The 13735-nt window shown below is 57.7% G+C and carries 14 protein-coding genes; 9 read left to right on the top strand and 5 right to left on the bottom strand.

Annotated elements, in window-relative coordinates:
• Positions 1 to 423 precede the first annotated feature (423 nt).
• From ABEA12_RS17650 to ABEA12_RS17630, 5 genes are all read left to right on the top strand, one after another.
• Complete coding sequence (locus ABEA12_RS17650) at positions 424 to 648, top strand: hypothetical protein (RefSeq protein ID WP_345469115.1); 225 nt, start codon at positions 424 to 426, stop codon at positions 646 to 648.
• A 171-nt stretch (positions 649 to 819) separates the two neighbouring features.
• The gene (locus tag ABEA12_RS17645) at positions 820 to 993 is read left to right on the top strand and encodes a CsbD family protein (RefSeq protein ID WP_210101415.1); all 174 of its coding nucleotides are present in this window, start codon (positions 820 to 822) and stop codon (positions 991 to 993) included.
• A gap of 362 nt (positions 994 to 1355) precedes the next feature.
• Positions 1356 to 2378, top strand: a complete 1023-nt coding sequence (locus ABEA12_RS17640; RefSeq protein ID WP_210101416.1) for an iron-containing redox enzyme family protein — start codon at positions 1356 to 1358, stop codon at positions 2376 to 2378.
• Positions 2375 to 2569: a CDGSH iron-sulfur domain-containing protein gene (locus ABEA12_RS17635; protein ID WP_210101417.1), complete on the top strand. Its 195-nt coding sequence runs from the start codon at positions 2375 to 2377 to the stop codon at positions 2567 to 2569. The genes ABEA12_RS17640 and ABEA12_RS17635 overlap by 4 nt, the downstream gene beginning before the upstream one ends.
• Before the next feature lie 244 nt (positions 2570 to 2813).
• Positions 2814 to 3896 carry a carboxylate-amine ligase gene (locus tag ABEA12_RS17630; RefSeq protein WP_210101418.1) on the top strand — a complete coding sequence of 361 codons (1083 nt, stop codon included), beginning with the start codon at positions 2814 to 2816 and terminating at the stop codon, positions 3894 to 3896.
• A 152-nt stretch (positions 3897 to 4048) separates the two neighbouring features.
• Here ABEA12_RS17630 and ABEA12_RS17625 read toward each other — a convergent pair whose 3' ends face one another.
• On the bottom strand, positions 4049 to 4699 hold the full coding sequence (locus ABEA12_RS17625; RefSeq protein WP_345469112.1) for an HAD family hydrolase: 651 nt from the start codon (positions 4697 to 4699) through the stop codon (positions 4049 to 4051).
• A 499-nt stretch (positions 4700 to 5198) separates the two neighbouring features.
• On the opposite strand from ABEA12_RS17625, the gene ABEA12_RS17620 reads away from it, so the two are divergent.
• From ABEA12_RS17620 to ABEA12_RS17610, 3 genes are all read left to right on the top strand, one after another.
• Positions 5199 to 6371, top strand: a complete 1173-nt coding sequence (locus ABEA12_RS17620; protein ID WP_210101420.1) for an alcohol dehydrogenase catalytic domain-containing protein — start codon at positions 5199 to 5201, stop codon at positions 6369 to 6371.
• A gap of 685 nt (positions 6372 to 7056) precedes the next feature.
• Positions 7057 to 8076 carry a glycosyltransferase gene (locus tag ABEA12_RS17615; protein ID WP_210101421.1) on the top strand — a complete coding sequence of 340 codons (1020 nt, stop codon included), beginning with the start codon at positions 7057 to 7059 and terminating at the stop codon, positions 8074 to 8076.
• 296 nt (positions 8077 to 8372) lie between these two features.
• Positions 8373 to 9128, top strand: coding sequence for a glycosyltransferase (locus tag ABEA12_RS17610; RefSeq protein ID WP_345469119.1), 756 nt, complete (start codon positions 8373 to 8375; stop codon positions 9126 to 9128).
• An 8-nt stretch (positions 9129 to 9136) separates the two neighbouring features.
• Here the strand turns inward: ABEA12_RS17610 and ABEA12_RS17605 are convergent, their stop codons facing one another.
• Complete coding sequence (locus ABEA12_RS17605; RefSeq protein WP_425571802.1) at positions 9137 to 9847, bottom strand: glycosyltransferase family 2 protein; 711 nt, start codon at positions 9845 to 9847, stop codon at positions 9137 to 9139.
• Positions 9848 to 9870: 23 nt separating this feature from the next.
• On the opposite strand from ABEA12_RS17605, the gene ABEA12_RS17600 reads away from it, so the two are divergent.
• On the top strand, positions 9871 to 11268 hold the full coding sequence (locus ABEA12_RS17600) for a glycosyltransferase (protein ID WP_425571803.1): 1398 nt from the start codon (positions 9871 to 9873) through the stop codon (positions 11266 to 11268).
• A 308-nt stretch (positions 11269 to 11576) separates the two neighbouring features.
• On the opposite strand, the gene ABEA12_RS17595 is transcribed toward ABEA12_RS17600, so the two are convergent.
• The 3 genes from ABEA12_RS17595 to ABEA12_RS17585 form a co-directional block, all read right to left on the bottom strand.
• The gene (locus ABEA12_RS17595) at positions 11577 to 12020 is read right to left on the bottom strand and encodes a hypothetical protein (RefSeq protein ID WP_210101425.1); all 444 of its coding nucleotides are present in this window, start codon (positions 12018 to 12020) and stop codon (positions 11577 to 11579) included.
• 94 nt (positions 12021 to 12114) lie between these two features.
• Positions 12115 to 12777, bottom strand: coding sequence for a cyclodeaminase/cyclohydrolase family protein (locus ABEA12_RS17590; RefSeq protein ID WP_210101426.1), 663 nt, complete (start codon positions 12775 to 12777; stop codon positions 12115 to 12117).
• 144 nt (positions 12778 to 12921) lie between these two features.
• Entirely contained in the window at positions 12922 to 13455 is a 534-nt protein-coding gene (locus ABEA12_RS17585) for a recombinase family protein (RefSeq protein WP_210101427.1), read from the bottom strand.
• Between the last annotated feature and the right edge of the window lie 280 nt (positions 13456 to 13735).

Here is a 13735-nt window from a genome sequence, read left to right as displayed (position 1 = left end):
GTTGGTTCCCCGGGGTGGGGGTGGCTGGTTCCTGCTGATGAGTCGATGGTCATGGTGTGGTTTCCCTCCTGCCTTCAGCCTCTATTCTCGTTCAAGAAGCGGTCTCTAACGAGTCTGGCTGATAGGGCTGCGTCTGATCGGTTGCCTGTTCCTTCACCGGCGTTCTCCTTGTCTTGTGCACCTGTTGAATCCTTATCTACCGGATAAATGGTTCTGTCCCAGGCAGGCTTTGCCCTTTCATTCTGGCATGGCATCGCGATGCTTGTAGGTGGGAAAACTCGTGGATCCGGGTATGGAGTGGCATTGAAGTGTGCCCTGGAAATATGGCGACAGGTTCTTGTCCCCCAGGGTCCACCAAAGACTTCTCAACCCCACAGCTCCATGCAAGACTGGTTTTTGTCCACATCACAAGAAGAAGCAGGTATGAGCATGATTGAAAAAATCCATGACCTCGGCGTGAAAAGCGAATACGCATACATCGGCGGTTTCGCCTCGATTGCGTTGTCCTTCACTTCTTGGCTGATTAGCCGCGGCAAACCATCGCACAGTCGTGCACAGTCTGATCGCTGGGGAATCTTCGTCGGCCACTGGGCCCCGACCTTCTTCGCCATCGGCATCGCACTACGCCTCGAAGAGAAAAAGAAGTAACCTCAACGCCACCAAGTAGCACCACAGGCATAACCCCTACGATCCTTGGCTATCCCCTGCCCAACGCTGGTCCAGGATCGCCAAAGACGGACGACATTTTTCGTGCGTAATCCGTCGAGTGTGGTTATGCTGGCTTGGTCAGTACGTTCGGTCAAAGGAAGGCAGAAAAGTATGGGACTCGGAGACAAGATCAGCAACAAGGCCCAGGAAGCCACCGGCAAGGCCAAGGAAGGCCTCGGCGATGCTACCGATAACAAGAAGCTGCAGGCCGAAGGCGTAAAAGACCAGGCTGCCGGCAAGACGAAGCAGGCCGGCGAAGACGTCAAGGACTCCTTCAAAAAGTAAGCTTCCTTCAACCACTGCATTAATACCAAGAAGGACGGAACCGAAATTACGGTTCCGTCCTTCTCCTGTTTACCCGACATCCCGGCTCATACCGACAGGACCCCGATAGCGTTCCCCCATTTTTCGTTGATTGGAGGCTTGAGGGTGGCCGAGGACTAGGCATTTGAACCTATTTTCGCTATCACTGTCCCCTTCGTAGCCGTCGTATCCGCGAACAGAGCATCAGCTCCTTCTGCTTTTCCTGCCATCTTGCTGCTGCGGCGGTGTGCAAAAGAATGGCGCAGCGTTTCTGTCACTGTCATAGTTGAAGTATCGTCCCGCACGGATGAACCTGGTTGGACATCTCATACAAGGAGCATCACATGCAGTTGCCTGTGTCCCGCGGGCCTATCGGTTCCGCTCTCATCGAAGCCTTGGAAACAAGCGATCTAGGGTTTTCTTTCGACCAAGTGCATGGGCTGTTGGATTCCGCATTGCCTGCGTGTGATGTTTTGTACGACGAGGATCTTCAACTGGTTTTGTTCATCCTCTATGAACTCCACTATGCAGGGTTTGAGGGGATCGATGACCGGTGGGAGTGGCATCCGCGGTTGATTGAATTGCGGGCAAGGATCGAGGACGTACTCGAAGCACGGCTGCGCGAGGCGGCCGGCAACATACCCGAGATTGAACCGCGTGCGGAGGTTGTCGCTGAGGCCTTGTTTTCCATGTCTCAAGACACCGGGGGGCCTTCGGTGGCTTCCTTTGTGGCACGCCATGCAGACCTGGACCAGGCCAAGGAATTCTTGATTCACAAATCCGTGTATCAACTCAAGGAAGCGGATCCACACACGTGGGCGATTCCACGCCTGGCAGGACGTGCCAAAGCTGCGCTGGTGGAGATCCAGGCAGATGAGTATGGCGGCGGACGTAGCGGACACATGCACTCCGAACTTTTTGCACGCACCATGGAAGGCCTGGAATTGGATTCGTCTTTCGGTGCCTACATCAACCAAATCCCCGCTATCACCCTGGCCTCGGTCAACACCATGTCCCTGTTCGGGCTGCACCGCCGCCTCCGGGGGGCCATCTGCGGGCATCTGGCGATTTATGAGATGACATCCTCGATTCCCAATTCGAGGTACGCCCGCGGATTCCGTCGGCTGGGGTTCGAATCCCCGGTCACGGATTATTTTGATGAGCATGTCGAAGCCGATGCCGTGCACGAACAGATTGCGGGCCGGGATCTGGCCGGTGGACTGGTTGAAGAAGATCCCAGTACGGCCGAACAAGTATTCTTCGGTGCTGCGGCCGTCTGTTACCTGGATGATTTGGTGGGGCGTTGGCAATTGGATGCTTGGGAACAACGACAATCCTCACTGCGAAAAAGTTTGGTCCAGGCATGAACGAGCGCACCGAAATTACCGTGTGTCCCCAGGGTCCCTTGCTGGTGCGAGGGGATTTTGAGATTCTCGACGCCCATGGGGAGCCGGTTCCTCGAAGTCGGGAAACGGTGGCGCTGTGCCGGTGCGGAAAATCAGCAATCAAACCCTTTTGCGATGGGACCCACAAGCTCATCAAGTTCGAAGCAAACTAACGAATCCTCATGCACTGCCTTGGCTGCACCGCGAATCCTTAACGATCGAGAAATCTAAGTTCTCGGGATCCAACGGGACCGAGCCCGAGGACTGCATGAAGCAGTATCCTCAGCCGAAAACCTTCCACGGCCAGGCAGTCACATCCCGGACTCCCTGGCCCGTGGCACGTTACCGGCTTTGGTGTTTGATGCTCATACAGGTCCCTTCGGTTCGTCCTCACTATTGATGTAAGGCAAGGAAAACATGCGCACTTTCGGAATCGAAGAAGAGTTCTTCTTCATTCGCCCCGACACCGGGTACCCTGCAGCTCCGCCACAAAGCCTGCACGAGCAAATCGAAGAGCTGGATGCTGGAAACGACACAATCCATTCGGAATTACTCGCCTGCCAACTCGAAACCAGCTCACCGGTCTTCACCCACTCTCAAGAAGCCATAGACTCCGTTTCGCGTATGCGGCGAACGCTTTCAGGTCTAGCGGCGGAAGCGGGGCTGCAACTTCACGCTTTAGGCACCCCTCCGCGGATCCAACCAACCGCTGCTACGATCTCCGCCTCGGATCGCTACCATGCCATCAACAAATTTTGTCCTGCGATCGCCGCGGAACACTACATAGGCAGTACCCATGTACATGTGGGTGTCGAGGACCTCGAGTCCGGGGTCAAGGCCCTGAACTCATTGCGTCCGTGGTTGCCATTGTTGACCGCATTAGGTGCCAACTCGCCGTATTGGCGTGGGGCAGACACCGGATTCGCTTCTTGGCGTGCCATCCACAACCGACGGTGGTCAGTGCAGGGAATCCCGCCCTACTTCGCCGGGCCCGAGGATTACTCCGAGCGCATGGAGTTCCTGCTTTCCTCCGACGTGGTTCTGGATGACGGTCATATTGGTTGGGGCGCTCGGCTCTCGACCAAGTACCCCACGGTGGAGGTCAGGGTTGCCGATGCCCAACTTCAAACAGCCGACACGGTCTTACTGGCACTGATCATCCGTGCATTAGTCACCACGGGGCTAGGCCGTGCCTCAGCGGTGCCCACTGCTCCGCCGGAAGTCTACGATGTCGCTCATTGGCAGGCAGCGAAATTCGGTATTCAAGGAAACCATTTGAACCTGCGTACCGGAACCAAGACCAGCATGGCCGCGATGTTCGAAGAACTGCTGATCTACACCAAGGATGCACTGGCCCAAAGCGAAGACACCGGATACGTCGCAAATGGGTTGGAGCGAATCATGCGGCAGGGGAACGGCGCGATGGTGCAACGTCAGCACTTTCATGCTGGCGGGTTTAGCGAAGTCCTTGAACGATCCGCGTCCTGGTTCCCCATGTAGCTTCAGATAGCTCCGTCTGGGGCGAGAACATCCAGCGGAGATCTACGAGGGGCGCCAAGGCGCACGGGTCGTGGTCCTTGGGGTGGTTTCGACCCTTGTGCCCAGTATCCTGGCCGTGACGCGGGGGTCTGCGGATCAGGGTGATGAGCTGTTCAGGTGTTAGGTGACAGGGTTCCCAACAGGCTTCCTTCGAATGCTTCGAACAACTCTTGAATATTCTTGTATACCTCAAGTGCTCCGGCCTCGCGCAGTTCTGCTTCGCTCGTACCACCAGAGGCAATCCCAATCGATGGTATCGCCAGCTTTGAGGCGGCCAAGACGTCCCATACCGAATCCCCCACACACACCGCATTCTCCGCCGTGAAATCACCCTGGGTGAGAGCCGCTTGGAGAATGTCGGGAGACGGTTTGGTATTCTGCGCATCAGCAGAGCAAGTAGCGGCGGTGATGGCGTCTTCAGCGTCAATGATGCCGCGCAAGACACCCAAATCCTGCCTCGAGGCCGAAGAGGCAAGAACCGTGACCAATCCCTTCGCGGCGCATAATTCCAGTAAATCCGCGGCTTTTTCGAAAGGTCGCAATCCGGGCCAGTAGGTGGCAAATACAGCGCCGTGGGTCGCTTCGAGTTCGGCGTCCTCTTCCCGGTTCCGTTCTTCACCCAGCAGGTGCTCTATGAGCTTGGAGCCTCCCATGCCGATCGCACGGTTGATTTCCGCCATGGGAACATCATGACCAAAACGACGGAAAGCCTGCCACCATGCCATCGTGTGGTGAAAGTTTGAATCAACCAAGGTGCCGTCCACGTCGAACAAAACTCCATACCGCTTACCCATTCGCGTCACCTCATCCGGTATATGTTGCTTCCACATCCAGCGTTGCGCCAGACAGCGCACCCACCACTGGTCGAATCGATCCTAAAGGAAAGACCCTGCGCTCTCCACCGTTTTAGCTCGATTCTCGGATTCTGCGATAGTCCCCGCTGGCTGAGGAGCCGATTGCTATTCCCCTCCTATCCCCTGCCTCCAATGTAACGGCCGCCCTCACAGGCTTCTGTTGGCCCAGAACGAGTTTCAGGGTTCACAATCCCCACCAAGGAGTTTTTACCCGAGACGCAGCCACCTTCTGGCGTGTTTCAAAGCAAAATCCTGAATGGAGTTGGCAGGTTCATGTAAGTAATGGACACATCGGTGAGCAGCTTCCGGGAGGCAGGAGTGTGTCCCAACGACCAAAGTATTGCTATTGCCCTGCTTCGCTGTTTAACTGGAATGGAAATTTTCGTTTCACCTACTGAGGAGCCAAGAAATGAAGGCATTGACCTGGCAAGGCAAGCGGAATATCGAATACACCGAAGTCCCGGATCCGCAGATCCAGGAACCCACTGACATCATCATCAAAGTGACCTCAACGGCAATTTGCGGCTCAGACCTCCATCTGTATGAAGTTTTGGGTCCATACATGCACGCCGGGGACATCATCGGGCACGAGCCAATGGGTATCGTCCAGGAAGTGGGTTCCGCGGTCTCCCGGGTCAAGGTCGGGGACCGCGTCGTCATTCCCTTCAATGTTGCCTGCGGTCACTGCTGGATGTGCGACCGGGACCTGCAGTCACAGTGCGAAACGACCCAGGTCCGCAGTCACGGCAAAGGTGCCGCCTTCATGGGGTTCTCCGAGCTATACGGCAGTGTGCCAGGTGGGCAAGCAGAATACCTTCGTGTGCCCCACGGTGACTATGGCGCGATGGTGGTGGGCAGCGAGCTGCCCGATCACCGATACCTCTTCTTGTCCGACATCCTGCCCACCGCCTGGCAAGGCGTCGACTACGCGGACGTTCCTGATGGCGGCACCCTCGCGGTATTCGGTTTGGGTCCTGTGGGCCAGCTGGCCGCAAGGATCGGGGTGCATCTGGGTCACCGGGTCATCGCCATCGACCCAGTTCCCGAGCGACGAGACATGGCATCGCGGCATGGCGTGGAAGTCCTTGATTTCTCCAAGGACATCGTTGCGGAGCTGCAGGAAATGACCAAGCGGGGACCGGATTCCATCCTTGATGCCGTTGGTTTGGAAGCGCACGGGTCCACCGGCGGAAAACTGGTGCAGGCCAGTGCCGGGTTGATGCCCAAGAAGTTGGGGCAGAAAGCCATGGAAACGATTTCCGTTGACCGGACCTCGGTCCTGCACACGGCCATCGCCGCCGTGCGTCGAGGCGGAACGGTTTCCCTCAGCGGGCTTTACGCCGGCGCAGCCACACCGATGCCAATGGTTGACCTGTTCGACAAACAGATCCAACTGCGCGAAGGACAGTGCAACGTCCGCAGCTGGACCCAGAAGCTGCTGCCCTTCACCGAAGATCCCAAGGATCCGCTGGGACTCGATGACCTGGTGACCCACACCGCTCCCCTCTCGCGCGGACCCGAGCTGTATGAGACATTCCAAAAAAAGCAGGACGGTTGCATCAAGGTCGTACTGGAGCCCTGATCGGCGGATAGGTCACCTGGAATCCAAGCAAGTGAGGGGGCCACGACGGGTTGTCGTGCCCCCCCTCATCGGCCAGGTCCGCTTTGTCGCTCGAGTGTTGCCTCATGGCGGACCGTGGTGGGTTGCCTAAGAACTGCTTATTCGGCGTCGAGCATCATGTGCTGGGCCCAGGCAATTGAATCATTTCGATCGGGGAACCTTCAGCTTCGCTGTCCCCCGTCGCGCCAATCTTCTGGAGAACCCGCACGGTGGCCGCACGGGGAACAAGAACAAGATAGCCATGACGTCGTGAACGCTTAGCTCCCTGGATATCTCGTGGAGATCAGGGGTCGGTTATCGGGTGGATAAAATAAGGGCTAATCTTCGTGGCATCAAACAACTGGGAGTCACATGTGAGGTGTGGGGTGGAATGACTGCGCTGGGAAGTCCTGCTCCTGTGGGGAATTCGAGCAACTACAGTGCAAAGTGCTATCCAGGTCATGCTTTTCGCACATATCCTCAGTAAATGCGCCCTTGCCGTGTTGGGAAGGGTTGGATTTTACATTTTCTTGATAACTCTGCGAAGGAGTCAGCTGTCGATGCGGATCTGCTCACGTTCTTCGAAAACAGCTCGGAGGGCCGTCCCATGCGAATAGCGGTCTTAGCGCATCTGCACCATCCGATCTCTCAGCCCTTTGCCGGAGGCATGGAATCACACACGGGCCACTTGGTGGCCGGCCTTTCCTCCCGGGGGCACGATGTCACGCTTTTTGCCAAGGAAGGCAGTAACCCTTCGTGCGCCTTCGAGCCGGTGCTGGCACAGGAATTTAGTGTTGCCGGATACCCGGAGAGCCATGGGAGACATCGCCAGCATGCGGCCTTGGACGGCGCCATGGACCTCGCCATCAAGAGTGTTCGCGCTGGAAGGTTCGATGCAGTCCTGAATAACTCTCTGAGCCCTCTGCCCCACCTGCAGCTTACTTCGGTACCGACATTGCATGTCCTGCATACCCCCGTGCTGCCCCGTTTGGCCGAGATTTTTGGTTCCGCTGGGTGGGAATCTGAGCCGGCGCATCGTCACATCACCGTGTCCCATGCCAATGCCATCCATTGGCGCAGCTGGTTGCCAGAGATATCGGTCATCCACAATGGCATCGCGTTGAACAGCTGGATGAGTGACGTCGCGGTCGAACCCGGAACCGCGGCCTGGACCGGGCGTATCACCCCGGAAAAGGGAACCCATCTGGCTATTGCCGCGGCCCGGGCAACCAGCATGAAATTGCGGATCGCCGGACCAGTCCAGGATCACGAATATTTCCGGTCCCTCATCGAGCCCGAGTTGGACGCCGACATCACCTACCTGGGACACCTGGACCAGCCGTGCCTACGCCAGGTGATCGCTGCGGCCCAGGTGTTCATTTCCTCCCCGTTGTGGGAGGAACCTTTTGGGCTCACCACACTCGAAGCCATTGCCTGCGGCACTCCGGTTGCCGCACTTCCGGCAGGGGCCATGAGTGAAATCATCAGTCGACGCTCCGGTGTTGTTGCCACCCACAGAAACGCCCACGCACTGGCAAACGCCATCGTCTTGGCCAGGGAAATGGACCGCCAGGAAGTGCGTGACAGCGCCCAGGCCTTTGGTCTTGATTCGATGATCACCGCCTACGAGAGGCAACTGCGTTCGGTGCTGCGGGTACCACAGGATGCTCAGGGACGGTTGAGGTGAATTTCAAGGTCTCCTATTATGCGCATCATTTTGGCACCGGACACGTGCGTCATGCTCGCCGTCTGACGGAACTCGAGGGCCTGAGCGTACAGGTAGCTAGCACTGGGCCACGCAGAAACGACCTGCTGCCGGCAGTCGCGGACTATGTGGCTCTTCCTCCCGATGCCGGCCCAGACATACCGGTGGGACGAATGCGCGAAGACGACTACCTTCACTATGCTCCGGTGGGTCCTGCCATCCAGCAGCGCTTTTCCATGTTGAACCAAGCCTGGGCCCGCTTTGCCCCGGATGTGGTGATGGTGGATGTGTCTGTCGAGGTTGCTCTGTTCGCTCGTTTGAGCGGTTATCCCGTGGCATTTCGGCGGATGCCAGGGAACCGTCAAGATCATGCGCACCAACTGGCCTATGCACTTTCCGATGCCCTCTTCGGCTACTTTCCAGCTTCGCTGGAGGATCCTGAGCACTTGGAAGCTTTTGGCGACAAGAGCCATTATCTGGCAGTTCCCCAACCCAAGGTGGATCCCTTCCTCCAGACCCGTTCGACAGGTTCCCGTCGCAGTGTCGTGGTCCAAACATCCTTGGCTGCCTCGATCCCTGTGAGGTATCTGGCTGCCGCGGCAGCGTCTTCGCCGGGTTGGCAATGGGATGTGGTGGGTTCGGTGGATGGCACGGGAAGCAGGTTGCCGGAAAACATGAGACTGCACGGTGTCCTCCCGGACCCAGGTCCGATTTTGCGCAGCGCTGACGTGGTGATCAGTTCCGCTGGCCATAATGCTGTTGTTGCCGCGGCAGAGAGCGGAAAACCGGTGTTGCTGATTCCCGAGGCTCGACCCCACGACGAACAGCTGCATTTTGCCCGCGCGCTTAACCGTTCGGCTACGGTTGCTTACCTGGAATCCTGGGACCTGCCGACGAACTGGGAGAGGACACTGGATGAGGTTGTGGCATCGGATCCGCACGCGCTATCTAACTCCCTGTTTGTGCCTCGGACCAGTTTCGCCGCGACAGTGGAATCGATGCTTTCAGCATGCATACATCAAGCACGCGCGTGAAGTGGTTATCAGTAGGGTTCGTTGCTTTGGGAGGAGTGAATTTCTGCCTCGGTCGGGACACGGCGCACGCTAATTTCGGTAGCCAAAGGATCCCACTCCAGCAGACCCATCGAGGTGAAGGCGCCGAGCCAACCTTCCATGGGCCAGGTATCCCAGCGCGCGTGGAACGCACGGGCATTGAGAACAATGGCATCAAAGTGGTTCAAGGGTGGCTTGTGCACTGCGTGATGCTGGTGGAACAACGGCTCGACCACAAAACGCATCGGCACCCCGGCAACACGTGCCCTGAAGGCCAAGTCGGTGTCCTCGGCGCCATAGCCGGCAAATCCCTCGTCGAATCCACCCAGTGGTGCGAAAACCTTGGCTTCGATGGCGAAACCCAGCGACCAGAACATCTCGTGGTGCGAGCTGTTAGTGTTTCGCGCCAGGTGTTTGCGTGCATGGTGGGATACAGAGGCTGCCAACAACGAGGCATCACCAGCTGCCGGTGCTTCTTCCAGTGGTCCCCGAAGGTACCGTGGCTCCGCCATCGCCAGCACCGGGCCAGTTTGCAGGGCATCGAGCAATGCCGTGAACAGTGTCCTCGAGGGAATGCAATCCACGTCCAGGAACACCAGATTGGGGTGTTCGGCGGCGCGCGCTGCGGTGTTGCGGGCACGTGCCAACGGCAGGCCGGCATCACCGACACCCGTGGAAACGTGCAGGACCCGCAGTGGCACACAACAGGCCACTGGTTCTGGATATGGTTCGTCCATATACACAAGTACTACTTCATGGGGAAGCTCCGTCGAGCGGCCCACCCCCTCCAGCAGGCTCCGCAGGTGTCCTGTCCTCCCATGGGCAATCACCAGCACCGAAAATTTTCGTTCCTGCATGTTCCGCCTTCCTGGTTCAGTGCACCGCAGGTACGTGGGGACACATCCACACCGGTATCCATCCAGCATACGTTCAGGACCCTTTTATCTACTCCACCGAGGAGAACCCCTTGAGCTTCATTGCCGAAAGTCGACCGATCAGGGTCGCATCTGTTCCACGAAGCCAGATTTATATCCGTCATCTTGAGGTGCCCGAGGCGAAGAACAGTCCTATGGTTCTTAGGCTCCCTGATCCCCCACCCGATGGCGGAGCACGATCCCGCCAATCGGGCTGGTGGCCTCCAGCAATGTTGTCCGCGGCATGGGTGAAGGACCATCATGAAGACTTTGACGTGATGCACCTCCACTTCGGGTTCGACGCTATTGGTCCCCAACAAATGCGTGAACTCGTTGCAGAGCTGCGTCGGCACCGCAAACCCTTGGTGTATACCGTGCACGACCTCATTAATCCGCATCAGCAAGATCCGGCGGCGCACCGTGCCCTACTTGACGTGCTCATCCCCGAAGCCGACACACTGATCACGCTGACTTCAGGTGCCGCCCGGGAAATACATGACCGTTGGGGTGTCCACGCGAAGGTGCTTCCTCATCCGCACGTGGTGGATTTTGAAACCATGGAAAGGATCCGTGCGTCCCGCGACCCGGGCCCCTGCAGAAGGATCGGGGTACACCTCAAGAGCCTACGGCCCAACATGGACCCGCGTATCCTCGCCCCGTTGGCTCGCATCACTGCACGCTTGCCCCGTGTGAAACTACAAGTCAATATCCACACCCAGCCGATGAATCCAGAACACGCCGAGTACCAACCACAACTAGCTAGGATGCTGCAGGCAGGTGCAGAGGCCGGGCAGTGGAAACTGGTGGTCCACGAGTACTTCAGTGAACCAGAACTCTTCGCCTATTTGGCCTCCTTGGATATCAGTGTCCTGCCCTACCGATTCGGAACCCATTCAGGCTGGCTGGAAGCGGCGTTGGATGTGGGAACCCACGTCGCGGTACCCGATTGCGGACACTACACGGACCAGGACGCGTCTCTGGCTCAGTTCCGACTCACCTCCGGAGGGGTCGATGAGGACTCACTCGACCAGGCGGTGCGATCCCTTCTTCGCCGGAAGGATCTTCCCGGGTTGGATGCGACAGGACGTCGGATCCAGCGTCAGTATCTCGCCAACACCCATCATGAGGTATACGCCGAGCTCATGATAAATCGACAACCGGATGCCTCTAATCACTTGGCAGATATTCGGGGACACGCCGATGCTTGATCCGTGCCTGCGGATGGGGCGCCACCTGGGGCTAACGAATCAGGAAGGGATGTAAACGTTGGTGCCTCAATTCGGAGACCGGTCAAAGACCTGGGAAACCTGCTCAGTACCCCCAAGAGCTGCACTTTTATCCTGCCTCTTCGCATCCGCGGACTGGTAAAAATTTCATTCAGCAGCTGGCGGGAAGCCAGCCCGAGTGAGCTTGACCTCGTGCTGCTGGAGCTAGTATTCGTGCATGAATTTACGGATCAGCTCATGGATGTCTCATCCGTTGACACCTATCAGGTGGTCGGCATCGATCAGTAGGATTATGCCTGGTTGCTGACAACCAGCGTGACGTCGAAGAAATCGGCATATCCTGGGTATCGCGTTCTCAGTCTCGTGGTGATGCCGAACCGCATCGGCGGATAGCCGGTCTGCAACGCACAGATGATCGCAGTTCTTTCCTCTTCAGTGGCGTGAGAAAGAGCCTCCCCCACACCGTTGGTGATCTGAACAAAGCGCAGCACTAACCCCCTCCGCTCTGTCGCCCGTGCGTTGTACCCTCGTTGATAGCCTTCCAAAATAGGCCGCACCACCTCCACCCCGTAGGAACGGTAGGCCTGAAGCACCAGATCTCCGGTGTCATATCCGGGATGGTGTGCATTGCTTTGGGGAACTACGACAATTTTGGCACTCAACCCATGTAAACGATCCGCCGCATATTCCCCAAGTTCCCCAGCTAGCACCATGAGCTCATTGATCGAACTCACTTCAGTGTCCTTCCTGTAGGTCGGCGACTCCCTACGTCTCAAGCTACGGACCACCTGAAACTAAACACTTCAGAGGCGTACAACGGGCATTGTTCTAAGACCTATCATCCGTGGGTGCCGCCTTGGGATCAAGGCCTGCCACAAGACCATCTATCCGTTCAATGCCCGCATGTAGTTTTCCCACCATGGACCAGAGAACTGGATGTTGTTTATGAATCTCCTCCATCGATTTTCCTGCGGCGGTGAGCGTTGAAAGGTCAAAACTGACATTGGTGCGTGCCCCTGCCAGCGTGGATCGCAAGGCGCCGAATCCAACGACGACATCGGCAATAAGTGCCCGGTTTCCATGGGTGGAAAGCCAGGCCAGGTCTTCGATGGCTTCGAGCGCTCTCTGGCCCAGAACCGCGGAGGCTTTGGCCGCCTCCACCGAGGCCTCGGATATTGCAGAATCTCGGGCTGAACCCGGATTCATCCGAAAGGCGGCACCAAACGCTTTGGACGCCGCTGAATCTTCATCAGCCAACCTCAATGCCTCGTGGCGCAGTGCGCGGGCTCGTGGGAGGATGCTGCTAACTTCCAGGCCCGATTCTTCGGAAGCTTGGCTATAACCGGCAACCATTGACGTCAAGGAAGCGGCGACGGCAAGCATCAAACCAGCGCCTGCGCCACCGCCCGGCGATCCTGTGGACTGGGCCAGAGCCCACGTCCATTCTTCAACAGTCGTGTTCTGCGTCGTGATCTCCACGGGGTCACTCATGACACATAGTGTGCCTTAAAGATCTACGTTTAGCTTCGATTTTGCAGTATTGGCGACGAAACAGAATTCCTTACAGAGAATTCAATGCCGCGGAGCACCGGTTGGACCCCAAACTACGGATAGCACTGTGCTTGGTGTCAGCAACTACACGGTGGGCCGTTCCGCTCGACGCAGATACTGATACACCGTTTCCCGACTCAAACCGTATTCCTTGGCCAGCTGCATCTTGGGAACCCCCGCCAAGGCACTGGCAACCAACTCACTGACCTGCTCAGGACTCAGCGAACGCTTGCGCCCCTTATAAACACCGCGAGTTTTGGCCAAGGCAATTCCTTCGCGCTGACGTTCCTTGATCAGGGAGCGTTCAAATTCAGCGAAGGCCCCCATGACCGAGAGCATCAGGTTCGCCATGGGGGAGTCCTCCCCCGTGAACACAAGACCTTCTTTCACGAATTCCACCCGGGCGCCCTTGCCGGTCAGCTTTTGCACCACCGAGCGAAGGTCATCCAGGTTGCGGGCCAGGCGGTCCATCGAATGAACCATCACGGTATCCCCGGTACGGGCAAATCTGATCAGCTCATCGAGCTTCGGCCGCTTCGTGTCCTTGCCCGAAGCATGATCGGTGAACACCTGGTCCAGACTTTGTCCTTCGTGAGTATTCGACTCTTTGGGGACCACCCATTATTGCCGTTGGGGACCACCGATATTGCCGTTGGGGGCCAGTACCTCCCCGCGTGGCAGCCACCGGCCTCCAGCGGGTTCCACCTGATTCTGCACGGCGCTGTTCCTCTCGCGTCACGTGTGCCTTCCGTCTCAGAACCGGATAGTGCGGAGGGCATAGCGGTCCATGAACATCCTCTCCGCGGCCGCCGGTGCGAACCCTTCTGCAGACAACGCGTGCAGAACACGCAGGGCCGAGCCGCAGCTGTGTTCCCTCGGCGCGCGCTCGGCGCGCGCC

The sequence above is a fragment of the Paeniglutamicibacter antarcticus genome (assembly GCF_039544305.1).
GTDB lineage: Bacteria > Actinomycetota > Actinomycetes > Actinomycetales > Micrococcaceae > Paeniglutamicibacter > Paeniglutamicibacter antarcticus_C.
Note: the sequence above shows the minus strand (reverse complement) of the source record. Positions and strands in the feature narration are given on the sequence as shown.

Excerpts from the sequence above, each read along its gene's own strand:
- ABEA12_RS17630 (WP_210101418.1), top strand. The coding sequence starts at position 2,814 with ATGCGCACTTTCGGAATCGAAGAAGAGTTCTTCTTCATTCGCCCCGAC.
- ABEA12_RS17635 (WP_210101417.1), top strand. The coding sequence starts at position 2,375 with ATGAACGAGCGCACCGAAATTACCGTGTGTCCCCAGGGTCCCTTGCTG.
- ABEA12_RS17645 (WP_210101415.1), top strand. The coding sequence starts at position 820 with ATGGGACTCGGAGACAAGATCAGCAACAAGGCCCAGGAAGCCACCGGC.
- ABEA12_RS17640 (WP_210101416.1), top strand. The coding sequence starts at position 1,356 with ATGCAGTTGCCTGTGTCCCGCGGGCCTATCGGTTCCGCTCTCATCGAA.
- ABEA12_RS17590 (WP_210101426.1), bottom strand. The coding sequence starts at position 12,777 with ATGAGTGACCCCGTGGAGATCACGACGCAGAACACGACTGTTGAAGAA.
- ABEA12_RS17650 (WP_345469115.1), top strand. The coding sequence starts at position 424 with ATGAGCATGATTGAAAAAATCCATGACCTCGGCGTGAAAAGCGAATAC.
- ABEA12_RS17615 (WP_210101421.1), top strand. The coding sequence starts at position 7,057 with ATGGAATCACACACGGGCCACTTGGTGGCCGGCCTTTCCTCCCGGGGG.
- ABEA12_RS17610 (WP_345469119.1), top strand. The coding sequence starts at position 8,373 with ATGGTGGATGTGTCTGTCGAGGTTGCTCTGTTCGCTCGTTTGAGCGGT.
- ABEA12_RS17620 (WP_210101420.1), top strand. The coding sequence starts at position 5,199 with ATGAAGGCATTGACCTGGCAAGGCAAGCGGAATATCGAATACACCGAA.
- ABEA12_RS17600 (WP_425571803.1), top strand. The coding sequence starts at position 9,871 with ATGGTTCGTCCATATACACAAGTACTACTTCATGGGGAAGCTCCGTCG.